Raw genomic sequence first — 18755 nt, forward strand, 5'->3', positions numbered from 1 at the left:
CACACATCATGAATTTTCCGATCATCGATATCTCGAAACAGTCAGTTGCTCAGTTTTCAACCGGATGCAGCAGGGCTCGGGCGCTGCGCTTCGTCGCATGGTATCGCGTCGGGCGTCCGGTGCTCGTTCTCTGCACCTGGATGCTGGCCGTCGCGTATATCCGCTGGTGTCTGGCCAACGCGAGCGATGAAGAGTTGTCGCTTAAGGCGTTCGTGCCGTGCATCACCGGCATCGCTACCGTCACCGGGTCCATGATCCTGTGGACGCTCGGCCGCCGGACGGATGCAATGAGCAAGGGCCGCGTGCACCGCATGCAGATCAGCGCGGCCCTGGTGCAGCACGTGAGGCACGACATTCCAGCCGGCGATGTGGGGCGATGCCTCGTCGCCTATCACGACGATGACGGCATGATTTCTCACGTCGTGCCGATGCCCGAGTTCGAGCGGCAAACCGCCTGACCCCTACACAGGTAACACAACAGAACCAAGGAGAATACTATGTGCGGAATCGTAGGAGCAGTGGCACAACACGACGTCGTCACGGTCCTCACGGAGGGATTGCGACGCCTGGAATACCGCGGCTATGATTCATGCGGTGTCGCGGTACTACAGCACGGTGCGCCGCGCCGGGTGCGCACCGTCGAGCGCGTCGAGAGCCTCGCGGCGCAGGTCGAAGCAGCGAGGCTGTGCGGGACGATTGGTGTCGCGCACACACGCTGGGCGACGCATGGTGCGCCCGTCACAGACAACGCACATCCGATATTTTCGTGCGACGAGATTGCCCTGGTTCACAACGGCATCATTGAAAATCACGAAGCGCTGCGCGATGAACTGAAGGCGCTTGGCTACACGTTCGAATCCGATACCGACACGGAAGTCATCGCGCACCTGATTCACCACACACGCGAACAGGATGCGTCGCGCGATCTGCTCGCGGCGGTGCAGGGGTCGTTGCAGCGTCTTCGCGGCGCGTATGCGATCGCCGTGTTTGCGAAGAGCGAACCGGATCGCGTGATTGGCGCGCGGGCCGGCTCACCGCTAGTGATAGGAATCGGCGAGCACGGCAACTATCTTGCGTCGGACGCCATGGCGCTGTCGGGCACTGCCAAAAATTTCATCTACCTCGATGAAGGCGACCTGGCGGTGCTGTCGCGCGACGATGTGCATATCGTCGATCGCGACGGGGCAACGGCGCAACGCGAAATCCAGACCGAGGGGGCGAGCCACCATGCGGTGACGCTCGGACCGTACCGCCATTACATGCAGAAGGAAATCTTCCAGCAGCCGGACGTCCTGGCCGATGCGACCGAACGGGTGCGCACAATATCACCTGAACATTTTGGTAAAGACGCAAAACGCGTGTTCGGCGAAATCGACTCGTTGCTGCTGCTCGCCTGCGGCACTAGCTACTACTCTGCGATGACCGCGAAATACTGGTTCGAGTCGATTGCAGGCGTGCCTGCGCAGGTTGAAGTCGCGAGCGAGTACCGCTATCGGGAAAGTGTCGTCAATCCGCATGCGATGGTGGTGGTCGTGTCGCAATCCGGTGAAACCGCCGATACGCTCGCGGCGCTCAAACATGCGCAACAGCTCGGCCATCAACATTCGCTCGCGATCTGCAATGTCCCGCATAGTTCGATGATGCGGCAGGCCGGTTTGCAGTACCTGACATGCGCGGGCCCGGAGATCGGCGTCGCGTCGACGAAAGCGTTCACGACGCAACTGGTCGCCCTGTTTCTGCTTGCGCTAACGCTTGGGAAGCAACGCGGACGTGTCAGCGCACAAGAGGAGACACTAGCGCTCAGGCAACTGCATCACCTGCCGGCTGCGCTTAACGGTGTGCTCGCGCTCGAACCCCAGATTGTTGCCTGGGCCGAGGTTCTGGCGCGCAGGGAACATGCGCTGTTCCTCGGCCGAGGGGTCCACTATCCGATCGCGCTCGAAGGCGCATTGAAGCTCAAGGAAATCTCGTACGTGCATGCCGAGGCTTATCCGGCGGGAGAATTGAAACACGGACCGCTTGCGATCGTCACAACTGAAATGCCGGTGGTGATAATTGCGCCGAACGACGCGCTGCTCCATAAGTTGAAGTCGAACATGCAGGAAGTGCGCGCGCGGGGTGGCCAGTTGTTCGTGCTCGCCGATACAGACGCGCAGATCACGAGTGGCGAAGGCATTCGCGTGATTCACATGCCGGAGCACTACGGCCCGCTGTCGCCGATCCTCCACGTGGTGGCTTTACAGTTGCTTGCGTATCACACGGCGTGCGTGCGGGGCACCGATGTCGACAAGCCACGCAATCTCGCGAAATCCGTCACCGTCGAGTAACAGCATGAGAACCTTGGCGGTATTGGCGATGGTTGGCGCATACGTCTTCGTATCGGCTGCATTTGCGGCGGGTACGAAGACAGCGAACGGTTCCCGCGTACCATCCGGCGACCTGCGGGCCTATATGCATGGCGTCGGCGCGACGACCGACGCGCGCGGCGTATCGACGGTGTTCTTCAGCAGTTCCGGCCTGCCGCCGCGCGGCGCAGGCCGCGACCGCAACTGGACGCATGACGTGTACGTGGCGCGCTGGACGCCGCGGCAGGCCATGCTTGACAAGCCACGCGTATTCATCAGTCGGCCGGAAGCGCAGGAGCCGGTGTCCGTCGCTCAAAACGACGGCGGCCGTGTGATGGTTACGTTCGAGGATGGCTGGAACACGCCGAACGAAGTGAGTCAGCGCTATGGCGTGTACACCTCGACTCTTCAGGACGTGCATCCGTATCCGAACGATGTCCTGTCGGGCGGCCATTCGGGTCATGTGGCGGCGGTGGGCTCGCGCTTCGTCGTGTTCTATTCGAACGACTGGATCGACGGCGGCGGCGTCGACAATCTTGGCACGGGCAACGGCGTCTATGCGAAGACCTACGATGCGGACGGCACCTTGCTTCAGTCGGTCGATGTCGCGCCGAGACGGCGCGAATGGTGGCCGATGATCGCGGGCTCGCCGACTCACGCGTTGCTCGTGTGGCAGCAGTACGTGGGCGACGAGACGTATGCGCGGCTCAAGATTGCGTTGCTCAACCCAGAGGACGGCACACTCGGCGAGGTTCGGGTGATCGCCCCTCGCCTGCGGTACTACACGTACGCGGCGACGTTCGTGCCTTCGATCGATCGCTTTATCGTCGTGGCAACCGGCGCCGATGGCAAGGGTCTCGCGCAACTGATCGACGAGAGTGGCACGACGACAGCCACGCTCGCCTGCATGCCGGGGGTGGTGCGCGAGTCTGGTATCACGATCGTCGGCGATCGCGCGTTCACGCCGTCAGCGGATGGACGGCTGCTTCACCTGCGCCTCACCCCCTCGTCGATTGAATTGACCGGCACTCAGCCGTCGCCAGTCAAGTGGAGTTCCCTGGGCAGCGTCGGCCTTGTGCGATCGGCCACGCGGCTGCACTGGGTCGTGCTGACTCCCAAGGGCCTGCGCGAAGCGGAGTTCGACCTGACGGCAGCTCAGCCAGCATCCGCGGCAGATCGATGCACGCGTTAGGCGGCTCTCCCGTTTCATCTCTCGCCGAGCATGTAGTTCGATGTCAGGCAGAAAACCAGAATGGCGAACGCGAGAACCCAATTCCACCATGGTCGCCGTCGCCGGGCCGGTCTATTGCCGTCGTGAATCAGTTTGGCCTTCTGAAGCCCGTATTCCATGTCGTTGATTGCCTCATCCGCCCTCAGACCAGCTAACTTCACGAGTTCGTCGGCATCGTTCCTCTTTTTGCGAAACATTCTGCGCTCCGATGGGTCCGGCGTATCGATCTATTTGCGCTGTCACCTCTGACCAGGTTGACTGCAGTAAAGCGGCGGAAGGTCAGTGCGAGGGGCTATCAGTCGTGGGTACTGGCGGAGGAAAAAATGCCTGCCGCAAAGGATCGCGGCAGGCGAAACATCGGAGAGCTACGGGGGTAACTCCTCCCATGGGCCGAGGTAGAGTGTAGGCGATGGCACAGTGCGACGAGTGGCGGCGGCGGATTGAAATAAGCTGTTGACTGAATCAAACCAGAAGGGAATTGGCCTGGATCGACTCGATCCGCAACGTGATGTCCAACTGGAAATTTACTGACCTGATTTGTCATGGTGCTATTTGCCCCGCCGAATACCCCGGCGACGGCGTATTCGGGTGTCATTCGGCCAAGTCGATGTTGCGTCCCGCCACCATCACCGTCGGAGATTTCTGCTGTTCTATGATCGGCATCGATCACCTCGGAGCGTAGCGACCTCGGAGTTCTAGCCTGCAGCCTCATTGAGGCAAGCGGGCTTTTTTTCAATGCAGAGGTCCATGGGATGCCGAATACTTTATGCTCTATGGGAGGCTCTGACTGGGTATGCCTCATCATCGCGCTGATGTTCGTGGTGACGTGGCTTTTTCGATAATGCCCCATTGGCTTGCTGGCTAAGCCTCGCCACAGCAGCATGGGCTGCTGCACCGCCCCAGTGTCGCCGACACCATCGCCGGGCTTTGACGGCTCTTCCTCGGCCGTGCCGCTTCCAGTTTGAATCGAGCGTGTACTGCGCCCGCGTTGCCTTGCTCGTCATCGTTTCTCCCCCTTGCTTGAGGTCTCACACTCAGCAAGAGATTCGCTTTTTCGGAGGCAAGCTGACTCCGACTCATCGCTGTGTAGTGGGAGATGGCGAATTGAGCCAATTTTTTGGCGTTAAAGGAAACCTCCTCTCCAGTATCATCCGTGTTCACATGGGCTGCGATTTCACAATGTACATTTCCGCAAGTAGCATAGAACTGGCGAACAATTGCTTCGTCGAAAAACGCAGCGCAAGCGAACAGATGGCAAAGGACTCGAATGTGAAGTCTTCCATGACATCAATTTCGCGGTTTGGTACTGTCAATCCGTCGTAGGACGCGTTATCTCGCACGTCCTGCGCCGTTAGTTGGCGGGCACGTGCTTCGACATCTCAATCTTCTCCTATGCCTATTAACGTTAAGCACACGACAATTCGCGACGTCAAACTGATCGAACCACACGTTCTCTCTGATATGCGAGGAGTCTTCTTCGATAGTTTTGACCAGAATGAATTCGAGGAGAAGGTAGCGCGCGGTTACACGTTCGTGCAGGAGCGCCACGCGGTGTCTACGCATAACGCTCTGTCCGGCCTGCACTACCAGATTCAATGCCCGCAAGGCAAGTTGGTCCGCGTCATAAGCGGAGAAGTGTATGACGTCGCTGTTGACCTTCGGCGCTGGTCGCCAACATTCGGCAGATGGGTCGGTGCGCGACTATCGGCGTCCAATTGCCGCCAGATGTGGATACCGCCGGGTTTTGCAAACGGGTTCCTCGTATTGTCGGACGTCGCGGAAATACTCTGCAAAGCAACCGAGCGCGCCATCACGAAGCATGAGCGGACGTTGAAATGGGATGACCCTGATATTGGCATTGCATGGAATCTGTGCAAGCCGCCCATTACTGCCGCGAGGGATGCGATTGGCACAAGTTTCAGCATGGCCGAGGTTTACTGATGAAGACCGCTCCTAAACAGGCCATCCACCGCCAATTGGCTTGTACGTCGACGGGGCGGGACAAGATCACATATCTGTCTGAGTATCCGACGCACCGGTTGATTCAGTGGCTCGCCTGCTTGCGCGATACTCAATGGGCGTTGTGCCAAACTAGTTGCGGAAGATTTTTTTAAACCCACCCCGCCACACGCCATTCGTAAGCAGTACATCACGGCCGTCTATACATAACTGGTCAGCCAAATTATGTCGCTATTGGCAAGCTCACTCTCCTCACTTGAACGCGAGCACAAGCGTCGTATGCGCCAATAAACCAGCAAAGTCTATCTGCAATTACGTCACAGATACTCCAGGTTATTTCCACCTGAGAGCAATCCCTTCAGAGCGCATCGAATCCGAAGTTCAGCGTTGACCTTCTCCGCCAACATATTGGCGGATTCAGACGCCACATCACAACGCCATTAATGCCTATGTAGGATCACACAGGATTAATCTCGCTCCAAGTCAGCCGTAATATTACGATCGCTTCCGGGGGAAAGTTGAGATGAAGTGTTCTACGGACGTTTATGATGAGAAGATAGTACGCGCTGAGGGGCGACCCAACCTGCAACGGGTCGGACATATCGGCATAGTTTTGTTCGACGGTTTCGCGCTTCCGGAGGCTGCCGCGGTCATAGATGTGTTCCAGTCGGCAAACGCGCTTGCTGGGCCCGAGCAATCCGATAGAACACGATATGACGTTGACCTTTTATCGGTTTCCGGTGGCAGAGTCGCTAGCTCGTCTTCGGTGTTCGTCTGGACTGAAAGTATCGAAGCCTCCCGCTTCGCCGAAAATTTCCGGGCACTATTCATTGTCGGCGGTCGAGAGGTACACAAGGCGCTGCGCGACGAACAACTGATTACGTGGCTGCGTCGGGCCTGCCTGCGTAGCGACCTCGTCTTTCCGATTGGCGAAGGACGACTGGTTCTTGAAGCGGCCGGATTTGGACAGACCGTCAACGCTCGGCAACGCGGCGAAGGCAATCACGAAACCCCGCGTGACGCTCCGGGTGTTGCTGTTTTGACCGTTCCGTTCAGCCCGTTGCAGGCGGCGTTAAGCGTTGTCGAAGCGGATTTGGGCGTGGCAATTGCCGGCCAGATCGCCGGCTGGGTGGCGCGGCCGGCTGAAACGCAGTTCGGCGTTATTTTGAGCAGGAACGCATCGGTCAGCGTCAGCAAACAAATTCAGGCGGCAGCGCGATGGTTGGAAGAAAACGGTGATCGACCCATTTCGATGGACAAGGCGGCGCAGGTCGCAGCGATGAGTGGGCGAAATTTTCTTCGGCGTTTCAAGATCGAGATGGGCGTAACGCCCTCCGACTATCTTCTGTATGTGCGACTCAACATGAGTTGCCGGCTACTTATTGAAAGCACTCTACCGGTCGATAAGATAGCGCGTCGCTGCGGAATCGGCAGTGGCGGTAGACTTTCTAAACTCTTCCGGAAGCATCTCGGGAAAACGCCTACCGAGTATCGCTCCAGCAAACGGCATTCGCGATTGTCGTCGTAACGGCCGATTTATGGCTACGCTGAAGAAGGCGCCGGTTTCGCCGATGGCATGCTACTGAAGTTCGGAATTCGAGATCCGCGACGCGACTGGTTCGGTCTACCATAGTCTCGCCAACTGCCGTGTTCATCGCATTGCTCCGTCGTTAAATTGGCAACACCTTTGCATCGCGCTTGCGTGCGTACAAGACGGCATACGCTCACGGAATTGGCACGCCAATTATCTGCATTCCCAACCAAATGTTCACTCTCTCCTACCGGCGACGGACCGAGTCTCAGCGGACGCATACGAGATTCGACCCCTGAGATGGCCATGCACAATCAAAGATTGATACGAGATAGCGGTGATCAGCATGGCGGACGAGGCGGTGCAGCGAGTGTAGGACCATAGACGTCGGCCATGAGCGAAGCAGCGCGGCAGGACAAGGTTTCGGCGGCATGGATCAACAAAAAAATGGCCCATCCTGACAGGTGGACCAAAGCATTCGGGGATCAGCCGACTGCGGCATCGATTTTAGAATAAGTGGTCCACATGCAATACAAAAAAATGCAAAAATATTAGGATTACTCACGTGAATTTCACTTAGGAAATGCGCTTTTGTGTGGACAGCATGAAAGTTACTTTGAACGGCGCGGACGTTGATACCGCAACGACGGTCAAGTGGGCAACATCCGTCAGCGATCGTTGGCGGGGGGCTAAAGCCGCGAGCACACCAGCAACGACACCGCATAGACGCCGACGACGACGCCAGCTCCCAGCACGTGATTGCCCATCGATTTCTGCGCGGCCGGCTGCAGCCACCAGCTCAAGCGCTTGCTGGCCCACGGTACCAGCCAGTTCAGCAACACCACGCTAACGACGTTTCCAACAAATAGCGCCAGCCAGAACGGCATGCCGATGCGCTTCATCAGCATCGGCGTCTGCACTAGCAATCCGAACAGGAACACCACTGGATACAGCAAACTCAACACGATCATGTTTTGCTTCCAGACCGGTACTGGCGCCGCATCCCGCTTGTCCACCGAAAACCATTGATCGAAGCCGCTGCGAACGATGCGTGTATCCAGGTGCTCTGTAAAGCAATCCGAATCCTTCAACAACTCGAGCCGCTCGGGCGAGTTCAGCCAGTTCTGCAGATTGGCTTCCGAGTCGAACCGGATGATCGCCAGCCAGTCGTCCTGCACGCCCGGCACTGGCGGCTCGAACCGGTAGCCCTGAAAGCCGGCAGCGCGAGCCTGGACTGCGGCGATGCGCTGTTCCCAGCGCCGAAAAGCGATATCCTCGCCGGGCTTGACGCGCGTCGAGATGACCACGGAAACCGGCGCCGGCAATACGCCCGACGCGCCGTCCCTGACCAGATGAATATCGTCGTTGCCGGCCAGGATGGGCTGAATACTGTCGACCAGGCTGAGCCGTTGCGCAGAGCGCAGCCAGCTGGCGGCCGCGTCCGACGATACAAAGCGCTGGAGGATCACCCAGTCGATCTGGGCCGGCGGCCTCGGCAGTATGACCTCCTGTTCGATAAAGCCCTCCCACGTGGCGATCACCTCTCCCATCGCATCCTGCCAACGCTTAAAGGCCTCTTCGTGACCGGCCAGCGGGCGGGTTTGCGTGACGATCGTGGCGCCACCGTCGGTGGTCCTGCTGTCGTTGCTGTAGTTGCCGCCCGTGCGATCTTCATTCACCTGTCAGCCTCGCTCGAACATGGTGTAAGGACGGTTACGAGACGGTCGAAGATACGGTCGGGTGTCATGGGTATAGCAGCGAACCGCACGCCGGTCGCATTCTTGACGGCATTCGAGAGCGCCGGTGCCACCGGGTTAATCGCACACTCGCCTTGCGATTTGGCACCCAATGGTCCGATTCTGTCGTAAGTGTCGGCGAAGAATATCTCGGTGCGGGGGATGTCGGCGAAAGCCGGTATCCGATAATTGCGCAGCGCCGCATTCACGATATGGCCGCTTGCGTCGTGCACCATGTTCTCTGTTAAGGCCCAGCCGATCCCCATCGCGACGGCGCCGTCGATCTGGCCACGGCACTGCATCGGATTGATCGGCCGGCCGATATCCGCCGCATGCACGCTGCGCAGAATCCGGATCTCCCCGGTGACCAGGTGCACCGCAACGCGAAAACCTTGCACGTTAAAGGCTGTGGTCCGCGGCGAAAGATAGGCCTTGCGTTTGGCCTCGAAACGATGCCCGTCACGCGTTCCGGCTGCATGCAGCTCGGTCAGCGCGATGCGGTGCCCGCCCGCTACCAGGTGAGTGCCTTCCAGCCGCCATTCTGAGGCAGGCACACCGGTATGCTGGGCCGCGTAATCTGTCATATTGTCGCGTAGTGCGCCCGCGGTAAGCGTCACCGCCTTACCCGCCACTACCGTGCCGGTACTCGCGAAAGTGCCGCTATCGTACGGTGTCCGATCCGTATCGGCATTGATGATTGCGATCGCATCGGGTCGCGTGCCAAGCACCTCGGCTGCTAGCTGCCGGTGAGAGGTCACAGAACCGTTACCCATCTCCGTCGAGCCCACTGCGAGGTGATAGCTGCCATCGGCCAGTAGCGACATGACAGCGCCAGACCGATGTTCAGTGGGCGGCCCGCAATCGAGCATCGCGAGGGCGATGCCGACGCCCTCGACCCACTCATCGCCCGCCGGCTTGGGCAAACCGCCTTCGACGGCCAGCGCGCCTTCGACCAGATTCATGCACTGATCGAGCCCGTAGCTGCCGAATTCGACATCGGCCACCTCCTTCCAGACCGACTCGATCCAGTCCGTGGGACCGACCATGTTGCGCCGGCGAATATCGAACGGGCTCAAACCAAGCTGCTGGCCCAGTTCGTCGACCGCACATTCGATTGCAAAGGTCGTCTGTGACGCGCCGTAACCACGAAAGCCGCCGCCCGGCACCATGTTGGTGTAGACCGCGTATCCGTCCGCCTTCTTGTTGCCGCAACGGTACGCGGCCAGCGGGCTACCCAGCGCGGCGGCCAGCGTCTCGCCGCCGTGTCCGCCATACGCGCCGGTGTTGGAGATCACCTTGACCTGCAGCGCGGTAAGAATGCCATCGCGGGTCGCGCCCAGCTTGACGTGGGTAGTCATCTGATGACGCGTGGACGCGGCGATGAACTGTTCCTCGCGGGTGAATTCCCACTTGACCGGCCGACCGGTCTTTAGCGTCGCGAGCACGCACAGATCTTCCGACAGCATTTCCTGCTTGCCGCCGAAGCCGCCGCCGACCCGCTCCGTGAAGACATGCACCTGAGCCGGCCTGAGCCCGAAGATGTGACAGATTTTCTGATGCGCGATAAAAGGCGCCTGCGAGCTGGTGCGCACATGCAGCCGGCCATCGTCGTCACGCCAGGCGATCGAGCCATGCGTTTCCAGATGGACGTGCTGGACCCGCGAGGTCGAATAGGTCTTCTCGTGGATCGCATCCGCCGCGGCGAACCCCTCTTCGACGCTGCCGACCTCGCCATGAATATCGACGTAGATATTGCCTTGCGCGGCCTGTCCCTTGTCATGAAGGAGCGGCGCGCCTGGCGCCATGGCGAGGACTGGATCAAACACCGCAGTCAGCGTTTCGTACTCGATCTCAATCAGGCGGCAGGCATTGTCCGCGGCAGCTTCGGTCTCGGCGACCACGGCTGCCACCCGCTGGCCGACAAAGCGCACGACATTGTCCAGCACGTAGGTGTCGTCCGGGTCGACCAGATGATCCTCATGAGTGGCCGTACTGAACAGCCGGCGCGGCACGTCCTCCCAGGTAAAGACGTCGACAACGCCGGACACGGCCAGCGCCTTCGTGCTGTCTATCTTGAGAATGCGGGCATGAGCGTGCGGCGAGCGCACCACTTTCAGATGCAGCAGGCCGTCGATTGCCACATCCATCGTATAGCGTGCGCGGCCCGTCACGATGTCTTTGCCAAACGGGTTTTGCAGGCTCGCACCGCACGCCTCGCCCGCAACATCTTCTACTGCGGATTTTCGCCCATGCATTGCGTCGTCGATGCTGCGATAGCCGGTACATCGGCACAGATTGCCTTTGAGTGCGTAAGGCAGATCCCGGCGGCGGTCCGCGTCGAGTGACGCGCTTGTCATTATCATGCCCGCGGTGCAGAAGCCGCACTGGAATGCTTGTGCATCGAGAAATGCCTGCTGCAACGGGTGCAGTTCGCCGTGCGCAGCGAGTCCCTCGATCGTCGTGATCTCACGATCGGCGGCACGAAATGCCGGCATCAGGCAACTATGAACAGGCTCGCCGTCCAGCCAGACGGTGCAGGCGCCGCAATCGCCGGCGTCGCACCCCTTCTTCACCCCGAACATGCCGAAATCACGCAGCAAGGTGCGCAGGCATTGACCGGGCTCCGGCTCGGCCGCGAAAGGCTCGCCGTTGACCGTATATTTCATGCTTTGCCCCCTGACTGTGCCAGCTCGGCACGGATCTGTTCCGCGAAGTAGTAGGTAAGGTGCCGCCGGTATTCCGGCAGGCCGTTCACGTCGTCGAAATAGTCATCGTCGGGAATGGCCGATGCGATCGCGCGCCGCAGTTCGTCCGGAGTGGGGATATCCGCAAAAGCCAACTGAACTGGCCGCGGCGTGGACGCGGTGATGGTGATCAGCAAATCGCCGTCGCTGCCGCGTGTGCCGATCAATAGTGCTGCCGAGCGCCCGAGCTTGACGAGAGAGGCGCGTCGCAATGCGTAGCGCCTGGCGAGCGCGGTCGCCGGCAGATGGATGCTACGCAGCAATTCGCCGGCGTGCAGAATGTTCTGGTGATTGCCGGTGACGAAATCAAGTGCAGAAACCGTGCGGGCGGTGCCATTGCGCGGCCACAGGGTGAGCGTGCCTTCGAGCGCCGTGACCAGCGAGATCATCGCGCCAGCCGGTAGTGACAGACAGATATTGCCGCCGACCGTCGCCGCGTTCCATATCTTGAAGGAAGCCAGCAGCGCATCGCAGCACTCGCGTAGCAAGGGACCGGCCACCCATTCAGCCGGACTCTCCAGCCGATAGATCTCCATGATGCGGCACGTCGCGGCAATCTCAAGCCCGTTGGGAGTCACCTGCAATGCAGGCCATCCGAATTGCTCGATATCAATCAAGGTATGGGTGGTGAGTTGAGGCTCTGAAAACAGGTAGGTGCCCCCAGCTAGCCAGGCGTCGCCCGCCTCCCACCAGCCAACCTCATCGGCGTTCGCAGGGCGCTTGACAGTCGTGATCGTATTTAGATTCATGATGCGGGCCTTCAGGCGATGGTGGTCAAGGCAGTGTTGACAGCGAGGATCGGGCCGCGCCACGACGGGTTCTGTGGGCTGGTCAGATAAGCGCTTACGACTTCGGCCAGCGCCATCGTGCTATGGCCAACAGACTTCAAAACCTGATAGACGATCGGCACTGGTGGCGCTTGCAGCGGCGGCTGGCCGGGACGATAGAGGGTGAAATTGCCACCCTCCCCGGAGAACAGCGCGAGTATGACGGGGTGGGTCGCCAGAATGTTTTGGGTGAAGGTCTGCCCAGCCGCGTCATACAACTCGAACATGCTGGTGTTGAGCGCCAGGACATTCGCGGTCGCGGAGGCTTCCGGCGGGGTGGACTGTGGGGTGATCAAGCCGTTCCAGTAATCTGGAAGACCGTTGGCATCAGACGATCCGGCAAACGCCAGCAATGGCAAGCAGGCAAAAAGATAGCCGAACAAACGCGCACGCCGGATCATGCCGTCCCCTTCTTGTTGTTCTTAATGACCTGAGCGACTCACCGGCCGTTGTTGGATGAATGCCGGACGCCGCAGTGGTGTGTGCCACGCCAACAGCGCACTGCGTACTTCTCCGACTCCTAACGAAGCCGGTACGTCTTATCTCCCGGTGAAGTATAGGCACGACTGGAGCACAAGCAAACAGTCGCGACTGGTCACATTCGGCCAAAACTGAAGGTTCCGCATGGTCGACGACTCGGCGTCAGAATGTTTCTTGCGAATGGCGGCTGTGCGCCAACTGTGAGCGGGCATATCAGCGCCAACACACGAACGTCGGCTCAGGCCGGCAAACCACCTTTAACTGACCTTGCCCCCGTGACTAACCGGATACTTGCCTCAATCGACGGCGCCGATGTCCTTTGGCCGTGTGCTGACTCGTACGCATTCGGTATATGACGCTCCGCTCCTACGCTTCGCTTCTCCTTGCAAGCGGCCGTCAGATGGTTTGTATTGGCTGACGGGGCTTGTCGAAATGCGGCAAATCGAAGTGCCAGCCGAGCAAGATTGCTAATGCTGCGGTGTAACTTCCAGAAGACTCTTAAGCCGCAACACTGCCGTGTCGGATTCCGCTTGAATCCGCGCACGCAGAACAAGCCAGTTGAGTATCGCGAACCACAATGATGGCGCGCGATAAGTGAATTCTCGCTCGAAGTGTGTTCCGCTCGCGGTCGATGTCAGTGAATACGTGACGGTGCCAGCCGGTCTGCCGTCAATTTTTCCTTCTATTGTCCATTTGCCTGGAGGCTTCCGTGCAATGACTGTCCACACCACACTGCCATGTCTGCCCGCCACGCGAAACTCTTCCACCACCCGCTCGCCCAGATCGAGCGGATGGTCAACGGAGCCACTGACCGCGAGCGATGATGGATGCCAGACTGGCCAGTGAGCGGGTGTCGTGACATAGTCGAACACGACTTTGGAAGGACGTTGGATCGATGCAACCGTAACGATGTGCGTGTCGAGCCCAACCTGCTGCGGCAATGGCATCAAGAGCAAACCGATGACAACGAGCACGGCCAATATTGCCGTTACATACCGAGTACGGTTTTTCATGGCGATTTGTACCCTAGACGCTCAGGACGAAGGCATCTTACTGCGGAGTGCCTGATCAAGGGCGATCTGGTCCGGGAGTGGTCATCTCGCGTCAGCGCGGTGCACCGTCGAATGGTCCACCCCGATACCGCGTTCGGCCATCATTTCCTCGAGGTTGCGCAGGCTCAGCGGGTACGCCACATACCACCGCACACACAGCAGGACCACATCCAGCGGCTAGCGCAGGCGTTCAACACCTTGCCAATGCCTGCGGGCAATGTCTTGCCCAGTGTTTTCTTCTTCTTGGCCATCGCGTTCGTCATCGATATCGGACCGCGGATTTTACCGCAGGGCCTTATTGCGACACTGCCCGAGAAACGGGCCGTTCCGCGCGCGAACGCTCAGCAGAATTGACAATTGGCTTGCGAGCGCCTTCTGGTTAGCAAGCGCAGCGGGCGCGTATCCTGAACAACTTTTCGATAACTTCGAGTACGACGAGCTCCCCGTTCGAGACTTGCGGCATCCCCGTGTCATTGTCGAGGGGATCTAGCAGGCTGCGGAAATACCCGAAGCAATCACGAGCGGCTTTCCTCCCGAAGGGGAAGCCGGAGTCGTTTTTTCCACCATCCGGGAATTGATTGGCCGATCCCGTCTCTGGTGGCTAGTCGGTGCCGTTTTTAGCCCCGATTTAGCTTATTGCGCCTCCTGCGCACGGATTTGTCCCAAGGTGCGCATACGAACCAGGTTGTACGCCGCCATCGTCAGCACAAACATCTGATCCACTTTCTTCAGGCCGCGCACCATCACCTGACGCATGCCCCCAACGGTCTTGGCCCAGCCGAATCCCTGCTCGATCAGTTTGCGCTTTTGCTGCGAGATGGCGTAGCCCACACTTTGCGCAATCGCTTCCGGCACCGCCGAATGGCGTCCCGACTTGTTCTGCGCCACATGCGGCGTGACCTTCATGTCCACACAGGCTTGCACGAAGTCCTGGGCATCGTAACCCTTGTCAGCTCCGAGCGTGATCTCATGCGCCGGGTCATCGAGCGCCTGTCTGGCATCGTTAATCATGACCCGCGCAGCTTCGCGCTCGGCATAACCATCAGCGATCGTCACCACGGCGTTGGCCACCAGACCGTGGCGGTTGTCGCTCAAGGTATGGCCCATGTAGCGCAATTCACTGGCCGTGCCGCCTTTACGATAGAGTCGCGCATCAACATCGGTCTTCGACTCATGGGTGTCGTTGCTGCGCTTCTCGCCTTTGAAGTTGCCCCCATCGCCATTGGCTTGGTCGTCATCGTCACGGCGCACAAAGCTCTTATGGCCGGCCCAGGCCTGGATCAGCGTACCGTCAACGCTGAAGTGTTCGCCTGATAGCCAGGCCTTCTGCTGTGCAATGGCCAGCACCTCATTGAAGAACTCGATGACCGCGTCATGTTTAATCAGTCGTTCCCGGTTCTTGGTGAACACGGTCGGCACCCATACGCTATCGTCCATCGACAGCCCAATGAACCAGCGAAACAGCAGGTTATATTGGACCTGCTCCATCAACTGTCGCTCGGAGCGCACGCTGTAGAGCACTTGCAACAGCATCGCCCGCAGCAGTTTCTCCGGCGCAATGCTGGGCCGCCCGCCCTTGATGTCGGCCTCATACATGCGGGCAAACAACGGCTCCATCTTCGCCAGCGCAGCATTGGCCATCTTGCGAATCGCGCGCAGCGGGTGACTCGCGGGAACAAAGTCTTCCAGCTTGTGCATCGTGAACAGGCTCTCGGTGAAGGTATCGGCGCCGCGCATCATCTCTCAGGGTTAGGGCTTCATCACAATAACGTTTCAGTCGTCTCATCCGCTGACTCATCGGCGTCGGTATTTCCGCAGCCTGCTAGGGGAAACCGAGGGGCATGCAACCTGGCTAAAAAATTGTTTGTGTAGAGGAACTCGATTAGCTTCCGGAAAATCAACCAAATAACTTTCGTCTTGGGCGACTTAAGCGGTCAAACAGACCCACTTCACCGCTCCTGTTACTCAAATAACTTCCGAGATCGACAGCTTTAAACCATAAAACTTCCGCCGTGGCGGAGAGCGCCCGACCTAGCGATCAGCCTTCTCGCCGCCGCCGTCGCCGCGCATCCGAGCGTCCAGAAATCGGCCAAAGCCGTCATTGAGGCAGTCTCGGTTGTACGTCAGCAATCCGACGGATTGCTGACGGTGGCGGCAATGAGCGTTTCGACGGCAGCCTCCTGCATCAGTGAACTCACAGGTCCGACCCGTTTGAGTCACTAGCGTTCAAAGAGCGCGGCTCATCGGCCGAGCGCTTCGTCAGGTGTGACGACCAGCGATTTCCGGCTCCATGTCATACCTGACGAGGACATCGTATTTCCGGCTCTGGTGCAAATGGCTTGTCTGGCAGAGATGCTTCCTATAGATATGGATGCCTTATCGATTGAACAGGACGGCATTCCAGACAGCGGGCGCAGCGGTATCTTTGAGCCCGACCATGGAGAAGTTGAACTGACCCTTGCGAATGCGATGCATCAATTCGATGCCTGAAATCGCAGCCGCGGCATTCCTGAACCGTTTGAAGCCGAGCATCACATTCGTTCTGGACTTGATGTTTCGATGGTCCTGCTCGATCAGATTGTTCAGGTACTTCGAGGACCGGATCTTCGTGTCCTCAGGCAGCAGGCCATCGGCCTTCATCTCACGCACTGCCCGGTGTGAGGCGGCATACCCATCGAGCGTGATCGTCTCCGGCGGCTGTCCCTGATGTTTGATTGCCTTGCTGAAAAAGGCTTTGGCCGCGGCCACGTCGCGCTTCGCCCTGAGCATGAAGTCCACCGTCTGGCCGGCTCGATCTACCGCACGGTACAGATAAACCCATTTGCCACGAATCTTCAGGTAGGTTTCGTCAACACGCCACGACCGCCCTGTGGGTATGCCAAAACGATTCCAGCGCTTGACGAACTCCGGCGTAAAGCGCTTCACCCAACGCATAATCGCGGTGTGCACCAGCGACAAACCGCGCTCGGCCATCATCTCGACCAGATCGCGCAGGCTGAGCTTGTAGCGAAGGTACCAGCGCACGCAGAGAATGATGATCTCCCGATCAAAATGTCGCCCATCAAACAACGCCTCCAGGCCTTTGCGCTTGCTCATCACCGACCACCAGATTGTTGGGCTGAATACTTTAACCGATTCGCCGAGCCTATTTGCACCAGAACCGCGGCATGCTCGATAGGCAGGCGCTCCATATAAGTACTTACCCTCATATTCTGCGCAATTTTTTCAGTATTTAATAAACGTATATTGTCGATGAAATACATAATGAGTGGAAGATGAGCAAGCTAGCGGGGAAAATCGCGGTGGTTACCGGTTCAACTTCGGGTATCGGTAAAGGCATAGCTAGCGCCTTCGCTCGCGAAGGCGCTAGCGTCGTCGTCGCGGACCTGGTGGAAGAATCTCTGGCCGCTGAAGTTCTCGTTTCAATTCGGGAGTACGGCGGTGAGGCACTGTTCACTCGTACCGACGTGAGCGACGCGGACAGCGTTCGCGTCATGGCGGAGCAGGCGATTGCAAGGTTCGGCAGAGTCGACATCCTTGTCAACAACGCGGGAATTTTCACAGAGTCGCTCGTCGAGAACATGTCGATCGAAAATTGGGACCGCGTCGTGAACACCAATCTAAGAGGCACGTTCCTATGCACGCGCGCCTTGATTGGGCAGATGCTCGCGAGAGGCAATGGACGCATCATCAACATCGCGTCCCAGCTCGGGCAGATCGGTGGCGAGGCTGCAGGACACTACGCCGCGAGCAAGGCAGGCGTCATTGGGTTTACCAAGTCTCTTGCGCGCGAGGTGTGCAAGCGCGGAGTGCTCGTCAACGCAATCGCGCCGGGGCCGATCGAGACGCCGCTACTCGACAGCGAAACGGAAGAGTGGCGTAGCGGAAAACTCGCCCAACTTCCCATCGGCCGATTCGGACTGGTTGACGAAGTCACTCCGACTGCCGTGCTCTTGGCGTCCGCGGGAGGTTCTTATTACGTGGGACAGACACTTGGACCGAACGGTGGGGATGTGATGCTGTGAAATCGATTTTCGAGCTTAGCTTCAGCGGCTCAGGATCTACTCGCAGAATCCATTCAAGAAATGGCTGCTTCGGCACAAAACAAGCAGGCCGCGGTTAGTGGTGAAGCGGGGATACCCAGTCATCTCGAATACGCTTGGGTTGATCAAGCCGGCATTTTAAGCCCGAGGGTCAAGACGGTTTTGCGTGGGCACTTCCGCTGGCTGACCGACTCGTATGCTTTCCATTCTCGAGACATTGAGACTTTTAATGACAAGTCGAAATCCACGCCCTATGGGCGTGGTCATCGCCTAACTGGCTATGCCTGTTAGAGCACCTGCCCATGCAGGTACCTTTCTGTGTGTTGTCCCCACAACGCATAGGAAGGAAATCGAGCATGGGCAGGTTCAAGAGAGCATCGCATGTCATATGGCATTGTCAATACCACATTGTGTGGGTGCCGAAGTATCGGTTCCGTGTGCTGCGAGGTCCGGTTGGCAAAGAGGTCTACAAATGTGTGATGGTGTTTTGTCAGCAACTGGGCTGCGAGGTTGTAGAACTCAATGTTCAGCCGGACCATGTGCATCTTTTGGTGAGCATTCCGCAAAAGCTGTCGGTATCCGGACTGATGGGCGTCCTGAAAGGACGTACTGCCACACGAATATTTACGGGCCTTTCCATTCTTGAAGAAGAAGCCTTATTGGGGCAATAATTTTTGGGCAAAGGGTTATTGCGCAGATTCGGTCGGTTTGAACAGCGGGATGATTCAAAAGTACGTTCGGTTCCAGGAGGAGAAAGAAGAGATGCATCAAGAGCAGCTTCAGTCGGAACCGGGGTAGAGGACCTTC

16 protein-coding genes and 2 pseudogenes are annotated in these 18755 nt (G+C 58.6%); 9 read left to right on the forward strand and 9 right to left on the reverse strand.

All coding sequences use genetic code 11. The annotated features are described in order from the left end of the window. Nucleotides 1-8 precede the first annotated feature (8 nt). Genes P0D84_RS35180 through P0D84_RS35190 form a run of 3 tightly spaced genes read left to right on the forward strand, consistent with a single transcriptional unit; the run spans nucleotide 9 to nucleotide 3537 of the window. Complete coding sequence (locus P0D84_RS35180) at nucleotides 9-458, forward strand: hypothetical protein (protein WP_408344646.1); 450 nt, start codon at nucleotides 9-11, stop codon at nucleotides 456-458. 39 nt (nucleotides 459-497) lie between these two features. Further along, nucleotides 498-2327, forward strand: a complete 1830-nt coding sequence (gene glmS, locus P0D84_RS35185; RefSeq protein ID WP_408344649.1) for a glutamine--fructose-6-phosphate transaminase (isomerizing) — start codon at nucleotides 498-500, stop codon at nucleotides 2325-2327. A 4-nt stretch (nucleotides 2328-2331) separates the two neighbouring features. Next, the gene (locus P0D84_RS35190; protein WP_408344652.1) at nucleotides 2332-3537 is read left to right on the forward strand and encodes a hypothetical protein; all 1206 of its coding nucleotides are present in this window, start codon (nucleotides 2332-2334) and stop codon (nucleotides 3535-3537) included. 14 nt (nucleotides 3538-3551) lie between these two features. Here the strand turns inward: P0D84_RS35190 and P0D84_RS35195 are convergent, their stop codons facing one another. Beyond that, nucleotides 3552-3773, reverse strand: a complete 222-nt coding sequence (locus P0D84_RS35195) for a hypothetical protein (RefSeq protein ID WP_408344655.1) — start codon at nucleotides 3771-3773, stop codon at nucleotides 3552-3554. Between the two features lie 281 nt (nucleotides 3774-4054). On the opposite strand from P0D84_RS35195, the gene P0D84_RS35200 reads away from it, so the two are divergent. The 4 genes from P0D84_RS35200 to P0D84_RS35215 all read left to right on the forward strand — a co-directional run bounded on the left by P0D84_RS35200 (nucleotide 4055) and on the right by P0D84_RS35215 (nucleotide 7582). Further along, complete coding sequence (locus P0D84_RS35200) at nucleotides 4055-4258, forward strand: hypothetical protein (RefSeq protein ID WP_408344658.1); 204 nt, start codon at nucleotides 4055-4057, stop codon at nucleotides 4256-4258. A gap of 710 nt (nucleotides 4259-4968) precedes the next feature. Further along, complete coding sequence (gene rfbC / locus P0D84_RS35205) at nucleotides 4969-5517, forward strand: dTDP-4-dehydrorhamnose 3,5-epimerase (protein WP_408344661.1); 549 nt, start codon at nucleotides 4969-4971, stop codon at nucleotides 5515-5517. 541 nt (nucleotides 5518-6058) lie between these two features. Further along, entirely contained in the window at nucleotides 6059-7063 is a 1005-nt protein-coding gene (locus tag P0D84_RS35210; RefSeq protein WP_408344664.1) for a GlxA family transcriptional regulator, read from the forward strand. A gap of 396 nt (nucleotides 7064-7459) precedes the next feature. Further along, nucleotides 7460-7582 carry a hypothetical protein gene (locus tag P0D84_RS35215; protein ID WP_408344667.1) on the forward strand — a complete coding sequence of 41 codons (123 nt, stop codon included), beginning with the start codon at nucleotides 7460-7462 and terminating at the stop codon, nucleotides 7580-7582. A gap of 173 nt (nucleotides 7583-7755) precedes the next feature. Here the strand turns inward: P0D84_RS35215 and P0D84_RS35220 are convergent, their stop codons facing one another. From P0D84_RS35220 to P0D84_RS35255, 8 genes and pseudogenes are all read right to left on the reverse strand, one after another. Then, nucleotides 7756-8745 carry an antibiotic biosynthesis monooxygenase gene (locus P0D84_RS35220; protein WP_408344670.1) on the reverse strand — a complete coding sequence of 330 codons (990 nt, stop codon included), beginning with the start codon at nucleotides 8743-8745 and terminating at the stop codon, nucleotides 7756-7758. Continuing rightward, entirely contained in the window at nucleotides 8742-11468 is a 2727-nt protein-coding gene (locus P0D84_RS35225; RefSeq protein ID WP_408344673.1) for a molybdopterin-dependent oxidoreductase, read from the reverse strand. The genes P0D84_RS35220 and P0D84_RS35225 overlap by 4 nt, the downstream gene beginning before the upstream one ends. Continuing rightward, on the reverse strand, nucleotides 11465-12358 hold the full coding sequence (locus P0D84_RS35230) for an FAD binding domain-containing protein (protein WP_408344676.1): 894 nt from the start codon (nucleotides 12356-12358) through the stop codon (nucleotides 11465-11467). Before P0D84_RS35230 ends, P0D84_RS35225 begins: the two co-directional genes overlap by 4 nt. After that, entirely contained in the window at nucleotides 12307-12774 is a 468-nt protein-coding gene (locus P0D84_RS35235) for a hypothetical protein (RefSeq protein WP_408344679.1), read from the reverse strand. Before P0D84_RS35235 ends, P0D84_RS35230 begins: the two co-directional genes overlap by 52 nt. A gap of 546 nt (nucleotides 12775-13320) precedes the next feature. Next, nucleotides 13321-13866 (reverse strand): SRPBCC family protein, encoded by a 546-nt coding sequence (locus tag P0D84_RS35240; RefSeq protein WP_408344682.1) that lies wholly within the window; start codon nucleotides 13864-13866, stop codon nucleotides 13321-13323. 96 nt (nucleotides 13867-13962) lie between these two features. Next, nucleotides 13963-14156 (reverse strand): annotated as a pseudogene (locus P0D84_RS35245) (IS6 family transposase); the annotation flags it as partial. A 382-nt stretch (nucleotides 14157-14538) separates the two neighbouring features. Further along, a complete protein-coding gene (locus P0D84_RS35250) occupies nucleotides 14539-15642 on the reverse strand; it encodes an IS5 family transposase (RefSeq protein ID WP_408346287.1) in 1104 nt (367 codons plus the stop codon). A gap of 639 nt (nucleotides 15643-16281) precedes the next feature. Further along, nucleotides 16282-17001, reverse strand: a complete 720-nt coding sequence (locus tag P0D84_RS35255) for an IS6 family transposase (RefSeq protein WP_408344685.1) — start codon at nucleotides 16999-17001, stop codon at nucleotides 16282-16284. Nucleotides 17002-17180: 179 nt separating this feature from the next. Here P0D84_RS35255 and P0D84_RS35260 point away from each other — a divergent pair, with 179 nt between their 5' ends. Beyond that, nucleotides 17181-17930 (forward strand): 3-oxoacyl-ACP reductase family protein, encoded by a 750-nt coding sequence (locus P0D84_RS35260; protein WP_408344688.1) that lies wholly within the window; start codon nucleotides 17181-17183, stop codon nucleotides 17928-17930. A gap of 374 nt (nucleotides 17931-18304) precedes the next feature. Next, nucleotides 18305-18746, forward strand: a pseudogene (gene tnpA, locus P0D84_RS35265) (IS200/IS605 family transposase). Nucleotides 18747-18755 lie beyond the last annotated feature (9 nt).

Origin of the sequence: Paraburkholderia sp. RL17-337-BIB-A, from assembly GCF_046025895.1 — a bacterium.
GTDB lineage: Bacteria > Pseudomonadota > Gammaproteobacteria > Burkholderiales > Burkholderiaceae > Paraburkholderia > Paraburkholderia fungorum_C.

Coding starts and splice junctions, on each gene's coding strand:
- P0D84_RS35180 (WP_408344646.1), top strand. CDS start 9: ATGAATTTTCCGATCATCGATATCTCGAAACAGTCAGTTGCTCAGTTT.
- glmS (WP_408344649.1), top strand. CDS start 498: ATGTGCGGAATCGTAGGAGCAGTGGCACAACACGACGTCGTCACGGTC.
- P0D84_RS35190 (WP_408344652.1), top strand. CDS start 2,332: ATGAGAACCTTGGCGGTATTGGCGATGGTTGGCGCATACGTCTTCGTA.
- P0D84_RS35195 (WP_408344655.1), bottom strand. CDS start 3,773: ATGTTTCGCAAAAAGAGGAACGATGCCGACGAACTCGTGAAGTTAGCT.
- rfbC (WP_408344661.1), top strand. CDS start 4,969: ATGCCTATTAACGTTAAGCACACGACAATTCGCGACGTCAAACTGATC.
- P0D84_RS35210 (WP_408344664.1), top strand. CDS start 6,059: ATGAAGTGTTCTACGGACGTTTATGATGAGAAGATAGTACGCGCTGAG.
- P0D84_RS35215 (WP_408344667.1), top strand. CDS start 7,460: ATGAGCGAAGCAGCGCGGCAGGACAAGGTTTCGGCGGCATGGATCAAC.
- P0D84_RS35225 (WP_408344673.1), bottom strand. CDS start 11,468: ATGAAATATACGGTCAACGGCGAGCCTTTCGCGGCCGAGCCGGAGCCC.
- P0D84_RS35235 (WP_408344679.1), bottom strand. CDS start 12,774: ATGATCCGGCGTGCGCGTTTGTTCGGCTATCTTTTTGCCTGCTTGCCA.
- P0D84_RS35240 (WP_408344682.1), bottom strand. CDS start 13,866: ATGAAAAACCGTACTCGGTATGTAACGGCAATATTGGCCGTGCTCGTT.
- P0D84_RS35250 (WP_408346287.1), bottom strand. CDS start 15,642: ATGCGCGGCGCCGATACCTTCACCGAGAGCCTGTTCACGATGCACAAG.
- P0D84_RS35255 (WP_408344685.1), bottom strand. CDS start 17,001: ATGAGCAAGCGCAAAGGCCTGGAGGCGTTGTTTGATGGGCGACATTTT.
- P0D84_RS35260 (WP_408344688.1), top strand. CDS start 17,181: ATGAGCAAGCTAGCGGGGAAAATCGCGGTGGTTACCGGTTCAACTTCG.